This window comes from Martinezella sp. CNPSo 3732 (assembly GCF_057784515.1).
On record NZ_JBXSOO010000001.1, the window covers coordinates 343800 to 364670 of the forward strand.

The following is a 20871-nucleotide window of genomic DNA, read 5'->3' on the forward strand; positions in this document are numbered from 1 at the left end:
GACTGCGCTGGAGGAGAGCGACCATGTTGATCCAGGGAAAGACCTTCGTCGTTACCGGTGGCGGCTCGGGCCTTGGGGCTGCGGTTGCGCGCATGCTGGCAGGTGAAGGCGCGAACGTGGTCATTGCCGACCTCAACGCGGACGCCGGCGCCCCCGTCATCAGCGAGCTTGGAGCCGGCGCCGCTTTCATCAAGACCGACGTCACGCAGGAAGAAGACGGCCAGGCCGCGATCGACATGGCACTGGAGCGGTTCGGCCATCTGCATGGGCTGGTCAATTGCGCTGGCGTCGCGCCCGGCGAAAAAGTGATCGGTCGCAATGGTCCGCACCGGCTCGACAGTTTTGGCCGCACGATCGGCATCAATCTTATCGGTACTTTCAACATGATCCGGCTCGCGGCGGCGACCATCGTCAAGGAGCAGCCGGATGCGGATGGCGAGCGCGGGGTCGTCGTCAACACGGCCTCCGTCGCCGCCTTCGACGGGCAGATTGGTCAGGCGGCCTATGCCGCTTCCAAGGGCGGCGTTGCCGCCATGACGCTGCCGATCGCCCGCGAATTGGCACGCAGCGGTATTCGCGTCGTCGCCATCGCGCCAGGCATTTTCGAGACGCCAATGATGGCCGGCATGCCGCAGGAGGTGCAGGAATCGCTGAGCAAGAGCGTGCCCTTTCCGCAGCGCTTCGGAAAGCCGGTGGAATTCGCCGCATTGGTACGCCACATCTGTGAGAACGTCATGCTGAATGGCGAAGTCATCCGCCTCGATGGCGCGTTGCGCATGGCGCCGCACTGAGGCAGGCTCGTAACGGGAGGTTTGATATGACGCGAGAAGATCCGATCGTCATCGTTGGCGCGGCCCGTACTCCAATGGGCAGCTTCCAGGGAGATCTTAAGGATTGCACGGCGCCGGAACTCGGTGCCGCCGCCATCCGCGCAGCACTCAAGCGCGGCGGCGTTGGCCCGGACGCAATTGAGGAGACGGTCTTCGGTTGCGTTCTCCCTGCCGGGCAGGGTCAAGCACCGGCAAGACAAGCCGCGATCGGTGCTGGCTTGCCCTTCGCGACGGGCGCGACCACCGTCAACAAGATGTGCGGCTCGGGAATGAAGGCCGTCATGCTGGCACATGATCTGATCGGCGCCGGCAGTGTGTCGGTCGCCGTTGCCGGCGGCATGGAGAGCATGACGAATGCTCCCTATCTGCTCGATCGGGCGCGCGGCGGCTACCGGCTTGGGCACGGCCGCGTCATCGACCACATGTTCCTCGATGGGCTCGAAGACGCCTATGACAAAGGACGCCTCATGGGCACTTTCGCCGAGGATTGCGCCGAAGCCTATCAGTTTACCCGTACCGCACAGGACGACTACGCCGTCACATCCCTGACCCGCGCCCGCAAGGCGATTGAGGAGGGTGCATTCGACGCCGAGATCATTCCGGTTACTGTAAAGACAGGGCGATCCGAACTTGTTGTCGACCGTGACGAACAGCCTGGAAAGGCGAAGCCGGAAAGAATCCCGACGCTCAAGCCGGCTTTCCGTGAAAACGGCACGGTGACCGCCGCGAATGCCTCGTCCATCTCCGATGGTGCTGCCGCGCTGGTACTGATGCGGCGCTCAAAGGCCGAGCGCGAAGGTATCGCACCGCTTGCCACCATCGTCGGCCACTCCACGCATTCGCAGGCGCCCAATCTCTTCGCGACCGCGCCGATTGGTGCCTTGCGCAAGCTTTCCGAACGCACCGGCTGGACCCTTCGGGATGTCGATCTGTTCGAGATCAACGAGGCCTTTGCCGTCGTCGCCATGGCGGCGATGCGCGATCTCGACTTACCGCGTGACAAGGTCAATGTTCACGGCGGCGCCTGCGCGCTCGGCCATCCGATCGGCGCGTCCGGCGCCCGCGTGCTCGTCACGCTGCTTGCAGCACTCAAGCGCCACGGCATGAAGCGTGGCATGGCGACGCTTTGTATCGGCGGCGGCGAAGCAACCGCCATGGCCGTCGAACTGAACTGAACGGTTTCGAGGAGGAGACCGGACCATGATCCTGAGCGAAGACCAGATCCAGATCCGCGACATGGCGCGTGATTTTGCCAGGGAGCGCTTGGCGCCGGGTGCTGCCGAGCGCGATGCGAAGAGCCTCTTTCCCCGCGAGGAATTGAAGGAGATGGGCGAGCTCGGCTTCCTCGGCATGCTCGTGCCCGAAGCCTATGGCGGTTCGGAAACGGGCGTGATCGCCTATGCCGTAGCACTTGAGGAAATTGCCGCCGGAGACGGGCCATGCTCGACCATCATGAGCGTGCACAGCTCCGTCGGCTGCGTGCCGATCCTGAAATACGGCACGGAGGAGCAGAAGCAGCGCTTCCTGCCGAAACTGGCAAGCGGCGAATGGATCGGCGGCTTTGCCCTGACCGAGCCGCAGGCTGGTTCCGACGCCTCGAACCTGAAGACCCGCGCCCGTCGTGACGGCGATCATTATGTCATCGACGGCGCCAAGCAGTTCATTACTTCGGGCAAGAACGGCAATGTCATCATCGTCTTCGGCGTCACCGATCCCGATGCGGGCAAGAAGGGCATCTCCGCCTTCATCGTGCCGACCGACACGCCCGGCTACGAAATCGTGCGCGTCGAACACAAACTCGGCCTTCACTCGTCCGACACCTGCCAGATCGCCTTTACTGGCATGCGCATCCCCGCCGAAAATCGGCTCGGTGCGGAAGGCGACGGCTACAGGATCGCCCTGTCGAATCTCGAAGGCGGCCGCATCGGCATCGCATCGCAATCCGTCGGCATGGCGCGAGCGGCTTTCGAGGCGGCGCGCGACTATGCCCGTGAGCGCACCGCATTCGGCTCGCCGATCATCGATCATCAGGCGGTTGCTTTCCGGCTTGCCGACATGGCGACTCAGATCGAGGTCGCCCGCCAGATGGTGTTGCACGCGGCACAGCTGAAGGAAGAGGGGCAGCCCTGCCTTACCGAAGCGTCGATGGCCAAGCTGTTTGCCTCGGAAATGGCCGAAAAGGTCTGCTCCGACGCAATCCAGATCCATGGCGGCTATGGATACATGGCGGATTATCCGGTGGAGCGCATCTACCGCGACGTCCGCATCTGTCAGATCTACGAGGGAACGAGCGACGTTCAGCGCATCGTTATCGCGCGCAACTTATAGTATGTTTTCGTAGAATGTTTGCGGCTGTGCCTGCTGTGGGGAGCAACGGTGGGGCGGCCGACAAGGGAGGTATCACAGCGCATGAACGAGGTTCCAAATCTAAGCCTGCATGTCCCCGAGCCGGCGGTGCGGCCAGGCGGCCAGCCGGATTTCTCCAACGTCAAGATCGCCAAAGCCGGCTCCGTGCCAAAACCCGCGGTCGATGTTGCGCCCGAGGAAATCCGCGATCTCGCTTATTCCATCATCCGCGTTCTCAACCGCGACGGCGAGGCGGTCGGCCCCTGGGCCGGGCTGCTCTCCGATGAGGAATTGCTGACGGGCCTGCGCAACATGATGAAGCTCAGGGCTTTCGACGCCCGGATGCTGATGGCGCAGCGCCAGGGAAAAACCTCCTTCTACATGCAGCATCTCGGGGAGGAGGCGGTCAGCTCCGCCTTCCGCAAGGCGCTGAACAAGGGGGATATGAATTTCCCGACCTATCGCCAAGCGGGGCTTCTCATCGCCGACGACTATCCGATGGTAGAGATGATGAACCAGATCTACTCGAATGAGGCGGATCCTTTGCGCGGCCGGCAACTGCCAATCATGTATTCGTCTAGGGAGCATGGCTTCTTCACCATATCAGGCAATCTTGCCACCCAATATGTGCAGGCCGTCGGCTGGGCGATGGCCTCGGCCATCAAGAACGACAACAAGATCGCTGCCGCTTGGATCGGCGACGGTTCGACGGCGGAATCCGATTTCCATTCCGCACTGGTCTTCGCCTCCACCTATAAGGCGCCCGTCATCCTCAACATCGTCAACAACCAGTGGGCCATCTCGACCTTTCAGGGCATTGCCCGCGGCGGTTCCGGCACTTTCGCCGCCCGCGGTCTCGGCTTCGGCATTCCGGCGCTTCGCGTCGACGGCAACGACTATCTGGCCGTCTACGCCGTCGCCAAATGGGCGGCCGAGCGTGCTCGGCGCAATCTCGGGCCGACCTTGATCGAATATGTCACCTACCGCGTCGGCGCTCATTCCACCTCCGATGATCCGAGCGCGTACCGTCCGAAAACCGAATCCGAGGCCTGGCCGCTCGGCGACCCAGTGTTGCGGCTGAAGAAGCATCTGATCGTGCGCGGTGTCTGGTCGGAAGAGCGCCACGCCCAGGCCGAGGCCGAAATTCTTGACGAGGTCATCGAGGCGCAGAAGCAGGCCGAGAGCCACGGCACGCTCCATGCCGGCGGCAAGCCGTCGGTGCGCGACATTTTCGAAGGCGTCTATGCGGAAATGCCCGCCCATATCCGCCGCCAGCGGCAGAAGGCAGGATACTGACATGGCAAGAATGACAATGATCGAGGCCGTGCGCAGCGCCATGGACGTCTCGATGGGGCGTGACGACAATGTCGTCGTCTTCGGCGAGGATGTCGGCTATTTCGGCGGCGTTTTCCGCGCCACGCAGGGGCTCCAGGCCAAATACGGCAAGACCCGCTGCTTCGATGCGCCGATCAACGAATCCGGCATTCTCGGCACTGCAATCGGCATGGCCGCGTATGGTTTGAAGCCCTGCGTCGAAATCCAGTTCGCCGATTATATGTACCCGGCCTATGATCAGATCACCCAGGAAGCCGCACGCATCCGCTACCGCTCCAATGGCGACTTCACCTGCCCGATCGTCGTGCGCATGCCGACCGGCGGCGGCATCTTCGGCGGGCAGACGCATAGCCAGAGCCCGGAAGCGCTGTTTACCCATGTCTGCGGATTGAAGGTGATCGTGCCGTCCAATCCCTACGACGCCAAAGGCCTGCTGATCGCGGCGATAGAAGACCCGGATCCGGTGATGTTCCTCGAACCGAAGCGGCTCTATAACGGCCCCTTCGACGGTCATCACGAAAGGCCGGTGATGCCCTGGTCGAAACATGACCTCGGCGAGGTTCCGGAAGGGCATTACACAATCCCGATCGGCAAGGCGGAAATCCGCCGGCTGGGCAGTGCCGTCACGGTGGTCGCCTATGGCACGATGGTGCATGTGGCGCTTGCCGCGGTCGAGGAAACGGGGATCGATGCCGAGGTGATCGATCTGCGCAGCCTTCTGCCGCTCGATCTCAATACGATCGTCCAGTCGGTGAAGAAGACCGGCCGCTGTGTCGTCGTGCACGAGGCGACGCTCACCTCCGGTTTCGGCGCGGAAGTCGCATCGCTGGTTCAGGAGCACTGCTTCTATAGTCTCGAGGCGCCGATCGTGCGCGTGACCGGCTGGGATACGCCCTATCCGCACGCACAGGAATGGGACTATTTCCCCGGTCCCGCCCGCGTCGGCCGGGCGCTGAAAGAAGTGATGGAGGGCTGAGGATGGGTGAATTCGTCATCAAGATGCCCGATGTGGGTGAAGGCGTGGCCGAGGCAGAGCTGGTTGAATGGCATGTCAAGCCGGGCGATCCGGTGCGTGAGGACATGATCCTTGCTGCCGTCATGACCGACAAGGCGACGGTGGAAATCCCTTCTCCGGTCGAAGGCGTCGTGCTCTGGCTTGGTGCCGATGTAGGCGATACGGTCGCCGTCAAGGCGCCGCTGCTGCGCATTGAGGTTGCCGGCGAGGGTGGGAATACAGCCGAAAAGGCTCCGACCCACGATGCCGAGCCACTTGCGAAAGTCGAGCCAGTTCAAGGCAAACCTGTGGAAGCCAAACCGACGGCACCGTCTCCGGCGAAACCGGTCATCGAAGCAAAAAACATCGAGCCAGAAGGAGTTGCCGAGCGCCCCGCCGCTCGCGAGCCGGTGGAGCGACCGCTGGCTTCCCCTGCCGTGCGCTTGCGGGCTCAAGAGGCCGGCGTCGACCTGCGCCAGGTGATCGGTACAGGCCCGGCCGGTCGCATCACCCATGAAGACCTCGATCAGTTCATTGCGCGGGGCGCTCAGCCCGCTCCCGTTGCGCAAACCGGGCTTGCCCGAAAGACCGCCACCGAAGAGATCAAGGTGACCGGCTTGCGTCGCCGCATCGCCGAAAAGATGCGTCTTGCCAGCTCGCGCATTCCCCATATCACCTATGTCGAGGAGGTGGATGTCACCGACCTCGAGGATCTGCGCGCGACGATGAATGCCGGCCGCAAGCCGGATCAGCCGAAGCTGACCATCCTCCCCTTTCTGATGCGGGCGCTGGTCAAGACGATCGGCGAGCAGCCGGGCGTCAATGCCACCTTTGACGACGATGCCGGCGTCGTCACCCGCTATAGTGCCGTTCATATCGGCATCGCCACGCAGACGCCGTCGGGCCTCACCGTGCCGGTCGTGCGGCATGCGGAGGCCCGGTCGATCTGGGACGTTGCTGCCGAGCTTGCGCGTCTTGCTGAGGCCGCCCGCAATGGCACCGCTGCGCGCGAGGAGCTTTCCGGCTCCACGATCACCATCAGCTCGCTCGGCGCGCTTGGCGGCATCGTCACGACGCCGATCATCAACCATCCGGAAGTCGCGATCGTCGGTGTCAACAAGATCGTGACCCGGCCCATCTGGGACGGCACTCAATTCATCCCGCGCAAGATCATGAACCTGTCGTCGAGCTTCGATCATCGCATCGTCGACGGCTGGGACGCAGCGGTCTTCGTACAGCGGATCAAGGCCCTGCTGGAAACCCCTGCGCTGATCTTCATCGAAGGTTGATGACATGAAAGAAATCGTCTGCAAGCTCCTCGTCATCGGCGCCGGTCCTGGAGGCTATATCTGTGCCATCCGCGCCGGACAGCTCGGCGTGGATACGGTGATCGTCGAATCCACAAAGGCCGGCGGCACCTGCCTGAATATCGGCTGCATCCCGTCCAAGGCGCTGATCCACGCGGCCGAGGAGTTCGAAAAGATCAGCCACATGACCAGCCCCAATGCGCTCGGCATTACTGTCGAGGCACCCAAGCTTGATCTCGCGCAGACCATACGCTGGAAGGATGGCATCGTCGGCCGGCTGAACGGCGGCGTGCTTGGGCTCCTGCGCAAGTCCAAGGTCAAGATCGTGCATGGACAGGCGACGTTCGGTGACGGCAAGACTGTCGAAGTCGAGACCGAGACGGGAACTCAGGTCATCCGTGCCGAAACGGTTGTCATTGCGACTGGCTCCGAACCGGTCGAGCTGCCGCTGCTGCCCTTTGGCGGAGAGATCCTTTCGTCCACCGAGGCGCTGTCGCTGACGAGTGTGCCCAATACACTTGCTGTCGTCGGCGGCGGCTATATCGGCCTGGAACTCGGCACTGCCTTTGCCAAGATGGGCGCGCAGGTCACGGTGGTCGAGGCGATGGCGCAGATCCTGCCGCAATATGACGTCGAGCTCGTCAAGCCGGTTGCCAAGCGCCTGCATGAGCTTGGCGTGCGCGTTCTGACTGGAGCGAAGGCGAAAAGCTATTCGGGAGAGGCGCTGCTGATCGAGACCGCTGCCGGCGAAGAGGAACGGATCGCCGCGAACAAGGTTCTCGTCACAGTCGGGCGCAAGCCGCGCACGGAAGGTTGGGGTCTCGAAGAACTCGATCTCGATCGCGCCGGCCGCTTCATCCGCATCGATGAGCGCTGCCGCACATCCATGCGCGGTGTCTATGCCATCGGCGATGTCACCGGCGAGCCGATGCTTGCCCATCGTGCCATGGCGCAGGGGGAGATGGTCGCTGAGATCGTTGCCGGCCGCAAGCGTGTCTGGGATAAACGCGCCATTCCCGCTGTCTGCTTCACCGATCCCGAGATCGTCACCGCGGGGCTTTCACCCGATGAAGCGCGTGCTCAGGGCCATGAAATCCGCGTCGGTCTCTTTCCCTTCGCTGCCAACGGGCGGGCGATGACGACCCAGTCGGAAGACGGTTTTGTGCGGGCTGTAGCGCGCGCGGACACCAATCTGTTGCTTGGCCTGCAGGCGGTCGGTGCCGGCGTCTCGGAACTGTCAAGCGCGTTCTCGCTGGCACTCGAGATGGGCGCGCGGCTGGAAGACATTGCGGGCACGATCCACGCCCATCCGACCCGCAGCGAAAGCCTGCAGGAAGCCGCGTTGAAAGCGCTTGGCCATGCCCTGCACATCTGAGCCGGTGTCAGGTGGCAATAGTCATTTTTCCGGAGATTTCGGCGACCAAAGGATGGTTTCGGCCGTCTTTTCGTAAGCCATGCCGTCCGGATAGCTGATGACCTCCAATTGCAAGCCCCAGGGTGACTGGAAATAGAGGATGCTCTGTCCGGCATTCGGTCCCTCGCTGATGGGGAGCGGTCCGAGGCGGGTCGTGATGCCTTGTGCATCGAGGTAGGCCTTGGCCGCCTGAATATCTTCGACATAAAGTCCGACATGGAAGGCGCCGATGTCACTGTTCTTTTGCTCAAGGCGACGCTGATCCGGTGCCTCATATTCGAAGAGCTCCAGGTTGGAGCCGTGGCCGATGCGGATAAGCGCCGCACGCCTGATGCGGGCGCGTGGATGGGTGCCCAACGCCTGATGCATGAAATCGCCGTCATCGTCACCGATCGGGCCGAAGGTATAGGCATGCTTGCAACCGAGTATCCGGACGAAGAAGTCGAGTGCCTCGTCAAGATCGGGAACGGTGATGCCCGTATGGTCCTGACCCAGGAGGCCAGGCAATCCCAGGCTTGCGGCATTTGTCATGTGATCTCCCCTTCAACACTCCCAGGGCGAACCGCCGCTTGTGTGGTTCTGTGAGCCTGGCCGTGCGTTCACCGCTATTTTCTACCGAAAGCCCCGGTTCGCAAGTCACGCGATCGATGTTGGTTGCGTCGAGCTTACCCTATGTCAGAATTCAGCCGAACAGGGTTGCCTTCAAAACCTCGGGACACTCTGTCGCAGGCAGCGAAACATTGCCGATTCCGCAATGGCCGGCATACGATTGGAGCAGGCATTTGCTTGGGGGAGCGCAAACGGTGGCAGTCGATTTCAATTCGGAACTTCACGCGCGGCCATCGATCTATTTTTCGGGTCCGGCGCTGGTCGAGCATATAGCCCTGTCGGGCGCATCACCGTCGACTTCCGACCTGAGCCACCGCGTCGTCGTTGCCGAGGACGCAATCGAAGGTCCTCGGACACAGGTCGAGTTTCACACCGAATTTGTCACCGTCACCCGGGTTACGCCTCTTGAGGCCGAACCCTCGACCTGGCCTGCAGGTTCGCTGTCGATCGATGAGGCGGCGCGGCTCGCCGGCCTGACCGACTGGTCGTTCATTTGCCGATTGGAAATTCTCATTTGCGGATCGGCGCCGAGCGAACTTGGACCTCTCCTTTCGGCGCTTCAATTCGGCGATACGGCCGCGTCCACGATTGGCGGCGGAGCCGCACTCGTTTGCTCGGATTTTCGCGTCGGAGACAACGGCACCAGCCGTACGATCCTTTTCAACCATGACCTCAATGCATATCGGCTCGGCCGCATGGTTCGCAGGGTCTATGAAATCGAGACCTACCGCGTCATGGCGCTTTTGGGCTTTCCGGAGGCACGGCGGCTTGGTCCTGTTCTTGGCGGCTACGACCGGAAGCTTGTCGAATTGACCAATCGCCACGTATCGACCTCTGCCGAAGACCATAAGCGACTGCTCGATGAGATTTCTCAGCTTTCCGCGGAGGTGATCTCCGCGGCGGCACAGACGCGCAATCGTTTTGGCGCAACGGCAGCCTATGCCAAGATCGTCGAGGAACGTATCGCGGAGCTGCGCGAGACCCATGTCCCAGGTTTCCAGCGTTTCGGGGTTTTCGTCGCGCGCCGCTTCAAACCGGCGGTCAGAAGTTGCGAGGCGACCGCATTGCGCCTTGAGCAGCTGTCGCATGCGACCATGCATCTGATCGACCTGCTCCAGACCCGCATCCAGGTGGAGATCGAGGTCCAGAACGCCGTTCAGATCCAGGCCATGGCCGAGCGCGCCGAAACCCAGGTCAAAATTCAGCGGGCGGTCGAGGGCCTCTCGATCATTGCCATCAGCTACTACCTTCTGAGCCTGATCAAAGTCGCGATCGAGACGGCGGATCATGCCGGCCTTCACATCAATCCAATCTACATGCTGATCTCCATTCCCGTGGTGATCGGAGCAGTCGCCCTTGCGATCCTGAGGGTCAGGCACGCGCTGAAATCCTGAAGTCCTTTTGAACGCAGCGCACAGCAACTGCTGCCTGCACCAGCACGAATACGAAATCCCATACGCCTGGCGATCCGCCAAGCGCGCGCCATGCTGACATGACCTCACTTGGCTATCAGTCTTGGGAGGCGCACTTATAATTGTAATGAAACAATATACAGATTGACATGATCCATTGTCTCTTTCACGCTGATGTCATGAACATCCACCGCGAGAAAGAGATGAAATTCGTGATGACGCCGGTTGCATCATGGGCAAGGCATCGGTGTGCGCCATGACAATGATGGTGACACTGCAGGATATAGAAGCGGCGCGGCGGCGGATTGCGCCAAACGTGCTGCGCACGCCGTTGCGGCTCTCGCAAGCTCTGTCTCAGCGGGCGGGCATTCCAGTTCATCTCAAGCTGGAAAACCATCAGCACACGGGCAGCTTCAAACTTCGCGGCGCCACGAATGCGCTTCTATGTTTGGATGAAAAGGCACGTTCGCGCGGGCTTGTGACGGCATCGACCGGCAATCACGGCAGGGCGGTTGCCCATGCCGCCAAGACGATGGGCGCTCGTGCGACCATATGTCTGTCTGCGCTTGTTCCTGCCAACAAGGTCGAGGCTATCAGAAATCTTGGGGCTGATATTCGTATTGTCGGGCGCTCGCAGGATGATGCGATGCTGGAGGTCGAGCGCCTCGTCCGTGAGGAGGGCATGTGTTTCATTCCCCCGTTTGATGATGCCGATGTCATTGCAGGCCAAGGCACGCTCGGCCTTGAGGTCGCCGATGATCTGCCTGAGACCGCGCTTATCCTGGTGCCGCTCTCGGGCGGCGGGCTGGCGTCGGGCGTTGCGGCTGCGATCAAGAGTCGTCTGCCGAATGTCAAAATCACTGGCGTGTCGATGGAGCGTGGCGCGGCGATGGCGGCAAGCCTTGCGGTCGGCCGGCCGACGGATGTGCAGGAGGTGGAGACCTTGGCAGATTCGCTGGGCGGCGGCATTGGGCTTGATAACCGCCTGACGTTCCGAATGTGCCTGGCGCTTCTCGATGATGTCATCCTACTCAGCGAGGAGGAGATCGCGGCCGGCATTCGCCATGCGGCCTTGATCGAGGGATTGACCGTCGAAGGGGCGGGCGCCGTCGGGATAGCGGCCCTGCTCGCCGGCAAGATCAAGCCCGATGGGCCGACTGTCGTTATCGTGTCCGGAGGCAATATCGATCCGGCGACCCATCGGGCAATCGTGAGTGGTCCCGATAGGGGAGTGGCGCCATGACCCGCGTGCTGATCCTGACGGAAACAGATCTTCGCAAGATCGTCCAGCTCGATAGCGATGCCGTCGATTGCGTCGAACAGGCATTCGCGGCGCTGGCGACAAAGGCGGTGGAGATGCCGCCGATCATGCGGCTCGATATTCCCGCCCATCGCGGCGAGGTCGACGTGAAGACGGCCTATGTTCCTGATCTCGACAGTTTCGCGATCAAGGTAAGCCCCGGCTTCTTCAACAACCCTTCGCTTGGACTGCCAAGCACCAACGGGCTGATGATGCTGCTCTCGGCGCGCACTGGCCTGGTCGAGGCGCTGCTGCTCGATAACGGCTATCTGACGGATGTACGCACCGCCGGCGCAGGTGCCGTTGCCGCGCGACACCTGTCCCGCCCGGATAGCCGGATCGCAACGATTTTCGGCGCTGGTATGCAGGCCCGTCTGCAATTGCATGCACTCACGCTCGTCCGACCGATCGAGGCGGCGCGGATCTGGGCGAGGGATCTGGAAAAGGCCGAAAAACTTGCTTCGGAGTTGGCGGCCGAACTCGGCCTTTCCGTGACGGCGGAAGCCGATGCCGAAACCGCTTGTCGCGACGCTGATATCATCGTGACGACGACGCCCTCCGACAAGCCGATCCTCAAAGCCGCGTGGCTGCAGCCGGGCCAGCACGTCACCGCTATGGGTTCCGACGCCGAACACAAGAACGAGATCGACCCGGCCGCTGTTTCGAAAGCCACGCCTTACGTTGCCGACAGCCTGAAGCAGACGCGGCGGCTGGGTGAGCTTCACCATGCGATCGCCGCGGGACTGGTGAGCGAGACGGCGGATTTCCCCGAACTTGGCGCCATTGTTGCCGGCCGGGCGGCAGGCCGCCGGTCGCCCGAGGCGATCACCTTTTGCGATCTGACCGGGACCGGCGTCCAGGATACCGCCATTGCCACGCTTGCCCATCGCCGCGCCGTCTCGGCCGGCGCGGGCCAAGCGATCGAAACGACAAAAGCATCAGGAGACCCAGCGTGAGCGAGCCAACCCTCAACTTCACCCGCGCCGAATATGCCGAGCGGCTCGAAAAGACGCGCCGCGCCATGGAAAAGGCCGGTGTCGATCTCGTCATCGTCACCGACCCATCCAATATGCATTGGCTGACCGGCTATGACGGTTGGTCCTTCTATGTGCATCAATGCGTGCTGGTGGCTGATACCGGTGAGCCGATCTGGTACGGGCGCGGTCAGGATGCCAATGGCGCCAAGCGCACGGCCTATCTCGGCCATGACAATATCATCGGCTATCCCGATCACTATGTGCAGTCCAATGAGCGCCATCCGATGGATCTGCTCTCGAAGATCATCGAGGAGCGCGGCTGGGCGAACGCCGCGATCGCCGTCGAGATGGACAATTACTGGTTCACCGCCGCGGCCTATGCGTCGCTCGTCAAGCATCTGCCAAATGCCCGCTTCAAGGATGCCCAAGGGCTCGTCAACTGGCAGCGTGCCGTCAAGAGCAAGACCGAGCTCGACTATATGCGCAAGGCGGGCCGCATCGTCGAAGCCATGCACCGGCGGATCGTCGAAAAGGTCGAGCCGGGCATCCGCAAATCCGATCTCGTTGCCGAAATCTACGATGCCGGCATCCGCGGCGTCGACGGCTTCGGCGGAGATTATGCCGCAATCGTTCCCTTGCTGCCATCGGGTGCGGATGCCTCCGCCCCGCATCTGACCTGGGACGACAAGCCGATGAAAAGCGGCGAGGGTACCTTCTTCGAGATCGCCGGCTGCTATCGCCGCTACCATTGCCCGCTGTCGCGCACCGTTTTCCTCGGCAAGCCGACACAGGCCTTCCTCGATGCGGAGAAGGCAACGCTCGAGGGCATGGAGGCCGGTCTTGCCGCCGCCAAGCCAGGTAACGTCTGCGAGGATATCGCCAACGCCTTTTTCGCGGTTCTGAAGAAATACGGGATCGTCAAGGATAACCGCACCGGCTATCCGATCGGCCTTTCCTATCCGCCGGATTGGGGTGAACGCACCATGAGCCTTCGTCCCGGCGATCGCACCGAATTGCTGCCGGGCATGACCTTCCATTTCATGACCGGCCTATGGCTGGAAGATATGGGCATGGAAATCACCGAAAGCATCGTCATCACCGAGAGTGGCGTCGAGTGCCTCTCGAACGTTCCCCGGCGGCTTGTCGTGAAGTGATGGCCTGAGATGAACAGCATGAGCATATCCAAACGTCCATCGCCGATCACGCCGACAGTCGATTTCGATCGCGACGGCATCCAGCACGGGCATCTGCGCCTTCCCTGGTCGCGCGACGATTCCGCCTGGGGTTCGATCATGATCCCGATCTGCGTCATCAGGAACGGTGAGGGACCGACGGCGCTTTTGACCGGGGCCAATCATGGCGATGAATATGAAGGGCCCGTTGCGCTCTTCGATCTCGCCCGCGCGCTGGAGCCGGAGGAGATCAGGGGGAGGATCATCATCGTTCCGGCGATGAATTACCCCGCTTTCCGGGCGGCCACCCGTACCTCGCCGATCGATAAGGGCAACCTCAACCGGAGTTTCCCCGGCCGGCCTGATGGCAGCGTAACCGAGAAGATTGCCGACTATTTTACCCGTTACCTGCTGCCGCTTGCCGATATCGTGCTCGATTTTCATTCGGGCGGCCAGACGCTTGATTTCCTGCCCTATGCCGCAGCCCACGAGTTGCCGGACAAGGGGCAAGAAAAGGCCTGCTTCGATGGAGTTGCCGCGTTCTCCGCGCCCTATTCCATGCGGATGATCGAGATCGATGCCGTCGGCATGTATGACACCACGGCCGAGGAGATGGGCAAGGTCTTTGTGACCACCGAGCTTTCAGGCGGCGGAACCATATCGGCGCGTACGGCTTCCATTGCCAAGCGCGGTGTTCTGAATGTGCTGAAGCACGCGGGAATCGTCGCGGGTGCCCCGGAGGTCGCAGCGACGCAATGGCTTGATATGCCGTCTTCCGATTGCTTCGTCTTCGCCGAGGCTGAGGGTCTTTTCGAGCCGCTCAAGGATCTGGGTGACACGGTCGCGCGAGGAGAGATCATCGCCCGCATCCATCCGATCGGCCGCACCGGATCCGAGCCCTTTAATTATCGGGCGGCGCTGGATGGTGTTCTCGCCGCACGTCATTTCCCCGGCCTCATCAAGACCGGGGATTGCCTGGCCGTCGTCGCAACTTTGACGGAGGCCCCTTGAATTGCCGCGCCGCCACGGCGCGGCGCGGATCACCACCCCGTTAATGGCAAAGATCCGGAAAACCGGGCGGCCGATAACGGATTTCAACCACAGAGGAGTGAACCATGAGATCGAATTTTTACCGCAGCCTCGCCGCCATGGGCCTGACCGTTGGCCTTGCCGTTTCAGCCCATGCCGCCAGCCTCGAGCAGATCAAGAAGGATGGCTATATCCGCGGCGCCAGCGCCAACGAGGTTCCCTATAGCTATATGGACGAGAGCGGTGCCGCCAAGGGCATTGGTCCCGATGTTGCCGCTGCCGTTCTGAAGTCGATGGGTGTCAAGGAAGTCGACTGGACCGTGACGCCTTTCGGCTCGCTGATCCCCGGCTTGAAGGCCAAGCGCTTCGACTTCGTTGCCGCCGAGCAGAACATCCTGCCCGAACGCTGCAAGCAGGTTCAGTTCACGACGCCGAACTCCAGCTATGGCGAGGGACTATTGGTGCCGAAGGGCAATCCGAAGAAGCTGCATTCCTATGAAGACATCAAGAAGGATCCGTCGCTGAAAGTTGCGATTGTGTCCGGTGCCGATCAGCTCGATTTCTTCCATGGTCTCGGCATCCCGGAATCCCAGATCGTCATGATCCAGGCGAATGCGGATGCGCTGTCCACGATCCAGACCGGTCGCGCTGACGCATATGCGGCAACCGAGCTGACTGTCGCCAAGCTCGTTCAGGGCAGCACGAATGTCGAGCATGCCGAGCCCTTCACCGATCCGGTGATCAACGGAAAGTCGGTCAGAAGCTATGGCGGCTTCGATTTCCGGCCCGAGGACAAGGATCTCTACAAGGCCTTCAATACCGCTCTCGAAGCCTTCAAGAAGACCGACGACTACAAGAAGATCCTGATGTCCTATGGTCTCAGCGCCGAGAGTGTCGAGGCCGCGCGCACGAAGAGCACCGAAGATCTGTGCGCGGGCAAGTGAGCCTATCGATAATCGGGAACGATCTGGCGGCGGTCTGCAGACGATCGCCAGGTCGTTCGGCCCCTCCCATCCCGAAACGGAGGTGACCTAAGAATGAGTTGGACACACTATCTGCCCGCATTGCTGAAGGGCGCCGAGGTGACGGCGCTCATCGCCATCGCCTCCATGTTTCTTGGTGCGATCTTCGCCTTTGCGGCCGGCCTTGCACGCTTTGCCGGAGGGCGGTTGCTCTCCGGAATCGCGATCGTCTATATCGAGATCTTTCGTGGCACGTCGCTTCTGGTGCAGCTCTTCTGGCTCTATTACGCGCTGCCGCTGATCGGGATCTCCTTCGATCCCATCACCACGGGCATTGCCGGTCTGGCGCTCAACATCGGCGCCTATGGCGCAGAGGTGGTGCGCGGCGCGCTGCAGGCGGTTCCAGACACGCAGCATGAGGCGGCGCGGGCGCTGAATTTCAAGCAAGGCCAGACGCTCTTTCATATCGTCCTGCCGCAGGCCGTTGTCGAAATGATGCCGGCTTTCGGCAATCTTGCCGTCCAGAACCTGAAGGACACTGCCTTGGTATCGCTCATTTCGATCAGCGATCTGACCTTCCAGGCCCAGCAATTGCGCAACATCACACTCGACAGCGTGACGATCTACTCGCTGACGCTCGTCGGATATTTCATCATGGCGCTTGTTCTGGTTGCCTTCATGCGCTGGCTGGAGACGGTTTTTCGTCGTGGCGCCGCCTTCCCGGGGAGGGCGCCGGCATGATGTATGGCTTCACCTGGGATACGACGACGACGCTCTCCTTCGCATTGTCGATCCTGCCGATCCTCGGCATCGGCCTCATCGTCACGCTGGAGGCGGCAGCCGCCGGCTTTGCGATCGCGCTCATTCTCGGCCTGGTCTTTGCCTTGCTCAGGCGTAGCCGCTTTATCGCGATCTCCTGGCCGACCGCTTTCGTCATCGAGTTTCTGCGCGATACGCCGCTGCTCGTCCAGCTCTTCTTCCTCTATTACGTGCTGCCGATCTACGGCATCGTATTACCTGCTTTCCTGACCGGCGCGCTGGCGCTCGGGCTGCAATATTCGGCCTATACGTCGGAAGTCTATCGCGGCGGTCTGGATGCCGTGCCGCTCGGGCAATGGGAAGCGGCGACCGCGCTCAATCTCGGTCGCGGTCGCACCTATTGGGATATCATCATTCCGCAGGCGATCCCCCGCATCATACCGGCCATGGGTAACTATCTCGTCTCCATGCTCAAGGAGACGCCGGTGCTTTCGGTCGTCACGGTGGTCGATATGCTCAACCTTGCCAATCTCATCGGGGATCGGACGTTCGAGTATCTGGTGCCGCTTTCCCTTGTCGGCCTGATCTTTCTCATCCTCACGCTCGTCTGCTCGGCGGCCATTCATTGGCTCGAAAAGGCGTTGCCGAAAAACGGAATCGCTCTCAAATGACGCAACCATTGATCCGCTTTCAAGATGTGACCAAGCGCTACGGCTACCTGACCGTCCTCGACAATTTCTGCTTCGACGTCACCCCCGGCGAAAAGGTGACATTGATCGGTCCATCCGGCTCGGGAAAATCGACGGTCCTGCGCATCCTGATGACGCTAGAGCCTTTCCAGGAGGGAACCCTGCATCTGGCCGGCATGTCCTATCATCAGGACAATGGCCGGGGCCGTTTCCTCGCCAGCGAGGCGCATCTGCGTCAGATCCGCACTCATGTCGGCATGGTCTTCCAAAGCTTTAACCTGTTTCCGCACATGACCGTACTGCGCAACGTCGTCGAAGCGCCGACACGGGTGCTCGGGCTTGGACGGGCGGAGGCCGAGTGCCGCGCCGTCGAGCTCTTGCGCATGGTCGGCCTCTCTGAGAAGAAGGATCACTACCCGAGCCAGCTTTCCGGCGGCCAGCAGCAGCGCGTGGCGATCGCCCGCGCGCTTGCCATGCGTCCGCGCGTGCTGCTGTTCGACGAGCCGACATCCGCACTCGATCCGCAGCTCGTCGGCGAGGTGCTGGGCGTCATCCGCGATCTCGCCCATGAACACGATCTGACCATGCTGCTGGTCACGCACGAAATGCGCTTTGCCCGCGAAGTCTCCGACCGGGTCTGCTTTTTCGATAAGGGCCGCATCTGCGAACAGGGCAAGCCGGAAGAGATCTTCAGCGCGCCTAAGGAAGACCGTACGAAAGAGTTTCTGCACTCCATTCTTTGATCGGATGCAGCGCTGAACTTGACGCTTTGCGATTAAACGATCGATCCCACATCGAAGACGGGCGGCAGCTGTTCGAACGTGCCGCGAACGGTTTCAAGCGCCGAGCGAAGGGCGGAATGGGAGAGGCGGCCGCCGAGACAGATGCGGATGCCGCCGATCGGTCGCTCTCCACCGGCGACGAATGGATCGGACGGTGTGACCGCGACACCTTTGCGAGCCAGCGCCCGCACGAGGCCTTCCTCCGTCCAGCGTTCGGGAACCGACAACCAGGCGCAAAGCGACAGCGGATGGCTGCCGGCCACGAACGGCGCCAGCACATCGGAGACGATTGCCTGCCGAGCCTCTGCCTCGCTTCGCTGGACGGCAAGCAGGGCTTGCGCCGTCCCATCCAGAACCCAGCGCGACGCCATTTCCGCAACGACGTTGGTGGCGCTCCATCCGGTGACGCGCAGGATCGAAGCAGCGCGGATTGAATAATGGGCCGGCACGACGAGATAGCCGATGCGCAATCCCGTCATGACGGATTTGGTGAAGCTGGTCACGAAGAAGCCGAGCTCCGGGATGAGATCCGCCATCGAGGGAAGGGGGTCCCGCAGCATGGGCTTGTAGACCTCATCCTCGATGACGAAGATATTGTGCCGACGAGCTATGTCGGCGATCGTGTGGCGGCGCTCGGCTCCCATGACATGGCTGGTGGGGTTGCCCAGCGAGGAGACGATAACAAGCGCCGACACATCGCCGATAGCGCAGGCGGCCTCGAAGGCGTCGGGCAGGATACCCTCGCGATCGGTCGGAAGGCCGCGCAGCGTGAAGCCCAGGACGTTGGCAAGGCCGATGATGCCGTGATCGGTCAGGTTCTCGGTCAAAACCACTTCGCCGGGTCGAACGACCGAGGCGACGGCAAGGAAGAGGCCGTGAGCGGCGCCATTCGTGATGAGGATGCGATCTGGATCGGTTGTGACCGACAAGCCGGCGAGCCAGACCTGTGCTGCCGCGCGATGGGCGTCGAGGCCCGCGATCGGGCGGCAGGGCCGCATGAAGCTGCTATTATCGCTCTCGGCAAGTGCCTGCATGAGCTCGCGAGCCGAGCGCTCATGTGCCTCGGTATAGACGGCCCTTATTATGGAAAGATCGGCACTGCCGCTCGGATCGCGATCGAGCATGAAGCTGTCGGCCCGTTCGGTGACGCGGCTGCGCACAAAGGTGCCACGCCCGACCTCGCCGCGCAGATAGCCGCGCCGCTCCGCCTCCTTGTAGCTCAAACTTACGGTTTGGACGGAAATCCCCAGTGCATGGGCAAGATCGCGATGAGTCGGCATCTGCGTGTGGACGGGCAGGATGCCGTCATCGATGTCGGAGATGATCTTGTCGGTGAGCAGCTTGTGCTTGGTCACGCCCTTGCGATGCTGAAGGACGGGCTTCCAGGCGCCATTGTCCTGGCTTTTTGAATCATGACGATACATGGATTGATCCGGTACAATTACAGGAATCCATGTACACCATTCGTCGCCGAATGGCGACGACCGAATGCAATGGCGCGGCCTATTGTCAACAACAGGCCGCGCCATTGGCGTAGGACGTGTAGGGTCGTCTCGTCAGGAGCGGATCAGCGGCCCGAAAGTACGCTTTCGATGGCGCCGGCCGCTGCCTTGACGACGGTATCGGCTTCCTCGCGCGTCAGGCACAGCGGCGGTGCAAAGCCGAGGATGTCTCCCTGCGGCATGGCGCGGCCGATGACGCCGCGCTCGAGCAATGCCGCCGCCACCTGCGGTCCGATCTTCTGCGCGGGATCGAAGAACTTGCGATCGTCCTTGTCTTCGACGAATTCGATGGCTGCCATCAGCCCGTCGCCGCGAATCTCGCCGACATGCCTATGGCCGCCGACGGCCTTGGCAAGTTCGGAGCGGAAATAGGCGCCGGTCGAGCCCGCATTTTCGACGATGTCGAGTTCGTCGACCAGCTCGAGATTGGCGATGCCGGCAGCCGCGCAGATCGGATGGGCGGAATAGGTCCAGCCATGGCCGATGGCGCCGAGTTGATCGGATCCCTGGACGAGCACCTGCCACATCTTGTCGGAGACGATGCTGCCCGACAGCGGCGCGTAGGCAGACGTCAGGCCCTTGGCGATGGTGATCAGGTCCGGCTTCATGCCGTAGTGATCGGAGCCGAACATCGTGCCGAGACGGCCGAAGCCGGTGACGACCTCGTCGGCGACGAGCAGGACGTCGTATTTGTCGAGAACGGCCTGGATCTTCTGCCAGTAGGTCTTCGGCGGTGGAACGATGCCGCCGGTGCCGAGGATCGGCTCGCCGATGAAGGCTGCGACCGTCTCCGGACCTTCGGCGAGAATCATCTCCTCCAGTCTGTCGGCGCAATGCTGCGCAAACTGTTCCTCGGTCATCGACCGGTCGGCGCGGCGGAAGAAGTAGGGCGCTTCGGTATGGAGGATCGGCGCACGTGGCAGGTCGAAGGCCTTGTGGAACAATTCGAGGCCGGTAAGACTGCCTGTCATGACGCCAGAGCCATGATAGCCGCGCCAGCGCGAGATGATCTTCTTCTTTTCCGGACGGCCGAGAATATTGTTGTAATACCAGATCAGCTTGATGTTGGTCTCATTGGCATCGGAGCCGGAGAGACCGAAATAAACGCGGCTCATGCCTTCGGGCGCGCGATCGATGATCATCTTCGAAAGCGTGAGGGAAGCTTCCGTGCCGTGGCCGACATAGGCGTGGTAGTAGGCAAGGTTCTTTGCCTGCTCGGCGATTGCGTCGGCGATTTTCTGCCTGCCGTAACCGACATTGACGCAGTAAAGGCCGGCAAAGGCGTCGAGGCTCTTCTTGCCGGTGGTATCCGTGATGTAAACGCCTTCGGCGCCGGCGATCACGCGGGTCGGCGTCTCGCCGCGCGCGTGCATTCCCATATGCGTCGAGGGATGGAAGAAATGGTCCCTGTCCCAGGCGTTCAGTTCGTTGCGCTTGTCCAACATATTATGC

General features: G+C 61.7%; 19 protein-coding genes. 16 read left to right on the forward strand and 3 right to left on the reverse strand.

Features of this window, described 5'->3' with window-relative positions; all coding sequences use genetic code 11:
• Positions 1–23 precede the first annotated feature (23 nt).
• From AC13RM_RS01495 to lpdA, 7 genes are all read left to right on the forward strand, one after another.
• Entirely contained in the window at positions 24–791 is a 768-nt protein-coding gene (locus AC13RM_RS01495) for a 3-hydroxyacyl-CoA dehydrogenase (RefSeq protein WP_488554477.1), read from the forward strand.
• Between the two features lie 26 nt (positions 792–817).
• Positions 818–2005, forward strand: coding sequence for an acetyl-CoA C-acyltransferase (locus AC13RM_RS01500; protein WP_488554478.1), 1188 nt, complete (start codon positions 818–820; stop codon positions 2003–2005).
• Between the two features lie 25 nt (positions 2006–2030).
• Positions 2031–3158 (forward strand): acyl-CoA dehydrogenase family protein, encoded by a 1128-nt coding sequence (locus AC13RM_RS01505; protein ID WP_488554479.1) that lies wholly within the window; start codon positions 2031–2033, stop codon positions 3156–3158.
• A gap of 81 nt (positions 3159–3239) precedes the next feature.
• Positions 3240–4472, forward strand: a complete 1233-nt coding sequence (locus tag AC13RM_RS01510) for a thiamine pyrophosphate-dependent enzyme (protein ID WP_488554480.1) — start codon at positions 3240–3242, stop codon at positions 4470–4472.
• Position 4473: 1 nt separating this feature from the next.
• Complete coding sequence (locus tag AC13RM_RS01515; protein WP_488554481.1) at positions 4474–5487, forward strand: alpha-ketoacid dehydrogenase subunit beta; 1014 nt, start codon at positions 4474–4476, stop codon at positions 5485–5487.
• Between the two features lie 2 nt (positions 5488–5489).
• Entirely contained in the window at positions 5490–6794 is a 1305-nt protein-coding gene (locus AC13RM_RS01520) for a dihydrolipoamide acetyltransferase family protein (RefSeq protein ID WP_488554482.1), read from the forward strand.
• Between the two features lie 4 nt (positions 6795–6798).
• The gene (gene lpdA, locus AC13RM_RS01525; protein ID WP_488554483.1) at positions 6799–8187 is read left to right on the forward strand and encodes a dihydrolipoyl dehydrogenase; all 1389 of its coding nucleotides are present in this window, start codon (positions 6799–6801) and stop codon (positions 8185–8187) included.
• A 21-nt stretch (positions 8188–8208) separates the two neighbouring features.
• On the opposite strand, the gene AC13RM_RS01530 is transcribed toward lpdA, so the two are convergent.
• On the reverse strand, positions 8209–8757 hold the full coding sequence (locus AC13RM_RS01530) for a VOC family protein (protein WP_374816695.1): 549 nt from the start codon (positions 8755–8757) through the stop codon (positions 8209–8211).
• Positions 8758–9029: 272 nt separating this feature from the next.
• Between AC13RM_RS01530 and AC13RM_RS01535 the strand changes: the two genes are divergently transcribed.
• From AC13RM_RS01535 to ehuA, 9 genes are all read left to right on the forward strand, one after another.
• The gene (locus AC13RM_RS01535; RefSeq protein WP_488554484.1) at positions 9030–10229 is read left to right on the forward strand and encodes a DUF3422 domain-containing protein; all 1200 of its coding nucleotides are present in this window, start codon (positions 9030–9032) and stop codon (positions 10227–10229) included.
• Positions 10230–10503: 274 nt separating this feature from the next.
• Positions 10504–11490 carry a hydroxyectoine utilization dehydratase EutB gene (gene eutB, locus AC13RM_RS01540; protein WP_488554485.1) on the forward strand — a complete coding sequence of 329 codons (987 nt, stop codon included), beginning with the start codon at positions 10504–10506 and terminating at the stop codon, positions 11488–11490.
• Entirely contained in the window at positions 11487–12503 is a 1017-nt protein-coding gene (eutC, locus tag AC13RM_RS01545; RefSeq protein WP_488554486.1) for an ectoine utilization protein EutC, read from the forward strand. Before eutB ends, eutC begins: the two co-directional genes overlap by 4 nt.
• Entirely contained in the window at positions 12500–13678 is a 1179-nt protein-coding gene (gene doeA, locus AC13RM_RS01550; RefSeq protein WP_488554487.1) for an ectoine hydrolase DoeA, read from the forward strand. The genes eutC and doeA overlap by 4 nt, the downstream gene beginning before the upstream one ends.
• A gap of 9 nt (positions 13679–13687) precedes the next feature.
• The gene (gene doeB / locus AC13RM_RS01555) at positions 13688–14707 is read left to right on the forward strand and encodes a N(2)-acetyl-L-2,4-diaminobutanoate deacetylase DoeB (protein WP_374816688.1); all 1020 of its coding nucleotides are present in this window, start codon (positions 13688–13690) and stop codon (positions 14705–14707) included.
• Between the two features lie 104 nt (positions 14708–14811).
• Positions 14812–15669: an ectoine/hydroxyectoine ABC transporter substrate-binding protein EhuB gene (ehuB, locus tag AC13RM_RS01560; RefSeq protein WP_374816687.1), complete on the forward strand. Its 858-nt coding sequence runs from the start codon at positions 14812–14814 to the stop codon at positions 15667–15669.
• A gap of 93 nt (positions 15670–15762) precedes the next feature.
• Entirely contained in the window at positions 15763–16428 is a 666-nt protein-coding gene (gene ehuC, locus AC13RM_RS01565; protein ID WP_374816686.1) for an ectoine/hydroxyectoine ABC transporter permease subunit EhuC, read from the forward strand.
• Complete coding sequence (gene ehuD, locus AC13RM_RS01570; protein ID WP_374816685.1) at positions 16425–17117, forward strand: ectoine/hydroxyectoine ABC transporter permease subunit EhuD; 693 nt, start codon at positions 16425–16427, stop codon at positions 17115–17117. The genes ehuC and ehuD overlap by 4 nt, the downstream gene beginning before the upstream one ends.
• Positions 17114–17878, forward strand: a complete 765-nt coding sequence (gene ehuA, locus AC13RM_RS01575) for an ectoine/hydroxyectoine ABC transporter ATP-binding protein EhuA (RefSeq protein WP_374816684.1) — start codon at positions 17114–17116, stop codon at positions 17876–17878. The genes ehuD and ehuA overlap by 4 nt, the downstream gene beginning before the upstream one ends.
• A gap of 32 nt (positions 17879–17910) precedes the next feature.
• Here ehuA and ehuR read toward each other — a convergent pair whose 3' ends face one another.
• Positions 17911–19341, reverse strand: coding sequence for a MocR-like ectoine utilization transcription factor EhuR (gene ehuR, locus AC13RM_RS01580; RefSeq protein ID WP_488554488.1), 1431 nt, complete (start codon positions 19339–19341; stop codon positions 17911–17913).
• Between the two features lie 143 nt (positions 19342–19484).
• Entirely contained in the window at positions 19485–20864 is a 1380-nt protein-coding gene (locus tag AC13RM_RS01585) for an aminotransferase (protein ID WP_488554489.1), read from the reverse strand.
• Positions 20865–20871 lie beyond the last annotated feature (7 nt).

What these genes read in the sequence shown, in the direction of transcription:
- AC13RM_RS01505 (WP_488554479.1), top strand. Translation starts at nt 2,031, where the DNA reads ATGATCCTGAGCGAAGACCAGATCCAGATCCGCGACATGGCGCGTGAT.
- ehuC (WP_374816686.1), top strand. Translation starts at nt 15,763, where the DNA reads ATGAGTTGGACACACTATCTGCCCGCATTGCTGAAGGGCGCCGAGGTG.
- ehuA (WP_374816684.1), top strand. Translation starts at nt 17,114, where the DNA reads ATGACGCAACCATTGATCCGCTTTCAAGATGTGACCAAGCGCTACGGC.
- AC13RM_RS01500 (WP_488554478.1), top strand. Translation starts at nt 818, where the DNA reads ATGACGCGAGAAGATCCGATCGTCATCGTTGGCGCGGCCCGTACTCCA.
- ehuB (WP_374816687.1), top strand. Translation starts at nt 14,812, where the DNA reads ATGAGATCGAATTTTTACCGCAGCCTCGCCGCCATGGGCCTGACCGTT.
- AC13RM_RS01510 (WP_488554480.1), top strand. Translation starts at nt 3,240, where the DNA reads ATGAACGAGGTTCCAAATCTAAGCCTGCATGTCCCCGAGCCGGCGGTG.
- AC13RM_RS01495 (WP_488554477.1), top strand. Translation starts at nt 24, where the DNA reads ATGTTGATCCAGGGAAAGACCTTCGTCGTTACCGGTGGCGGCTCGGGC.
- eutB (WP_488554485.1), top strand. Translation starts at nt 10,504, where the DNA reads ATGACAATGATGGTGACACTGCAGGATATAGAAGCGGCGCGGCGGCGG.
- AC13RM_RS01530 (WP_374816695.1), bottom strand. Translation starts at nt 8,757, where the DNA reads ATGACAAATGCCGCAAGCCTGGGATTGCCTGGCCTCCTGGGTCAGGAC.
- doeB (WP_374816688.1), top strand. Translation starts at nt 13,688, where the DNA reads ATGAACAGCATGAGCATATCCAAACGTCCATCGCCGATCACGCCGACA.
- ehuR (WP_488554488.1), bottom strand. Translation starts at nt 19,341, where the DNA reads ATGTATCGTCATGATTCAAAAAGCCAGGACAATGGCGCCTGGAAGCCC.
- AC13RM_RS01585 (WP_488554489.1), bottom strand. Translation starts at nt 20,864, where the DNA reads ATGTTGGACAAGCGCAACGAACTGAACGCCTGGGACAGGGACCATTTC.
- lpdA (WP_488554483.1), top strand. Translation starts at nt 6,799, where the DNA reads ATGAAAGAAATCGTCTGCAAGCTCCTCGTCATCGGCGCCGGTCCTGGA.
- eutC (WP_488554486.1), top strand. Translation starts at nt 11,487, where the DNA reads ATGACCCGCGTGCTGATCCTGACGGAAACAGATCTTCGCAAGATCGTC.
- AC13RM_RS01515 (WP_488554481.1), top strand. Translation starts at nt 4,474, where the DNA reads ATGGCAAGAATGACAATGATCGAGGCCGTGCGCAGCGCCATGGACGTC.
- AC13RM_RS01520 (WP_488554482.1), top strand. Translation starts at nt 5,490, where the DNA reads ATGGGTGAATTCGTCATCAAGATGCCCGATGTGGGTGAAGGCGTGGCC.
- ehuD (WP_374816685.1), top strand. Translation starts at nt 16,425, where the DNA reads ATGATGTATGGCTTCACCTGGGATACGACGACGACGCTCTCCTTCGCA.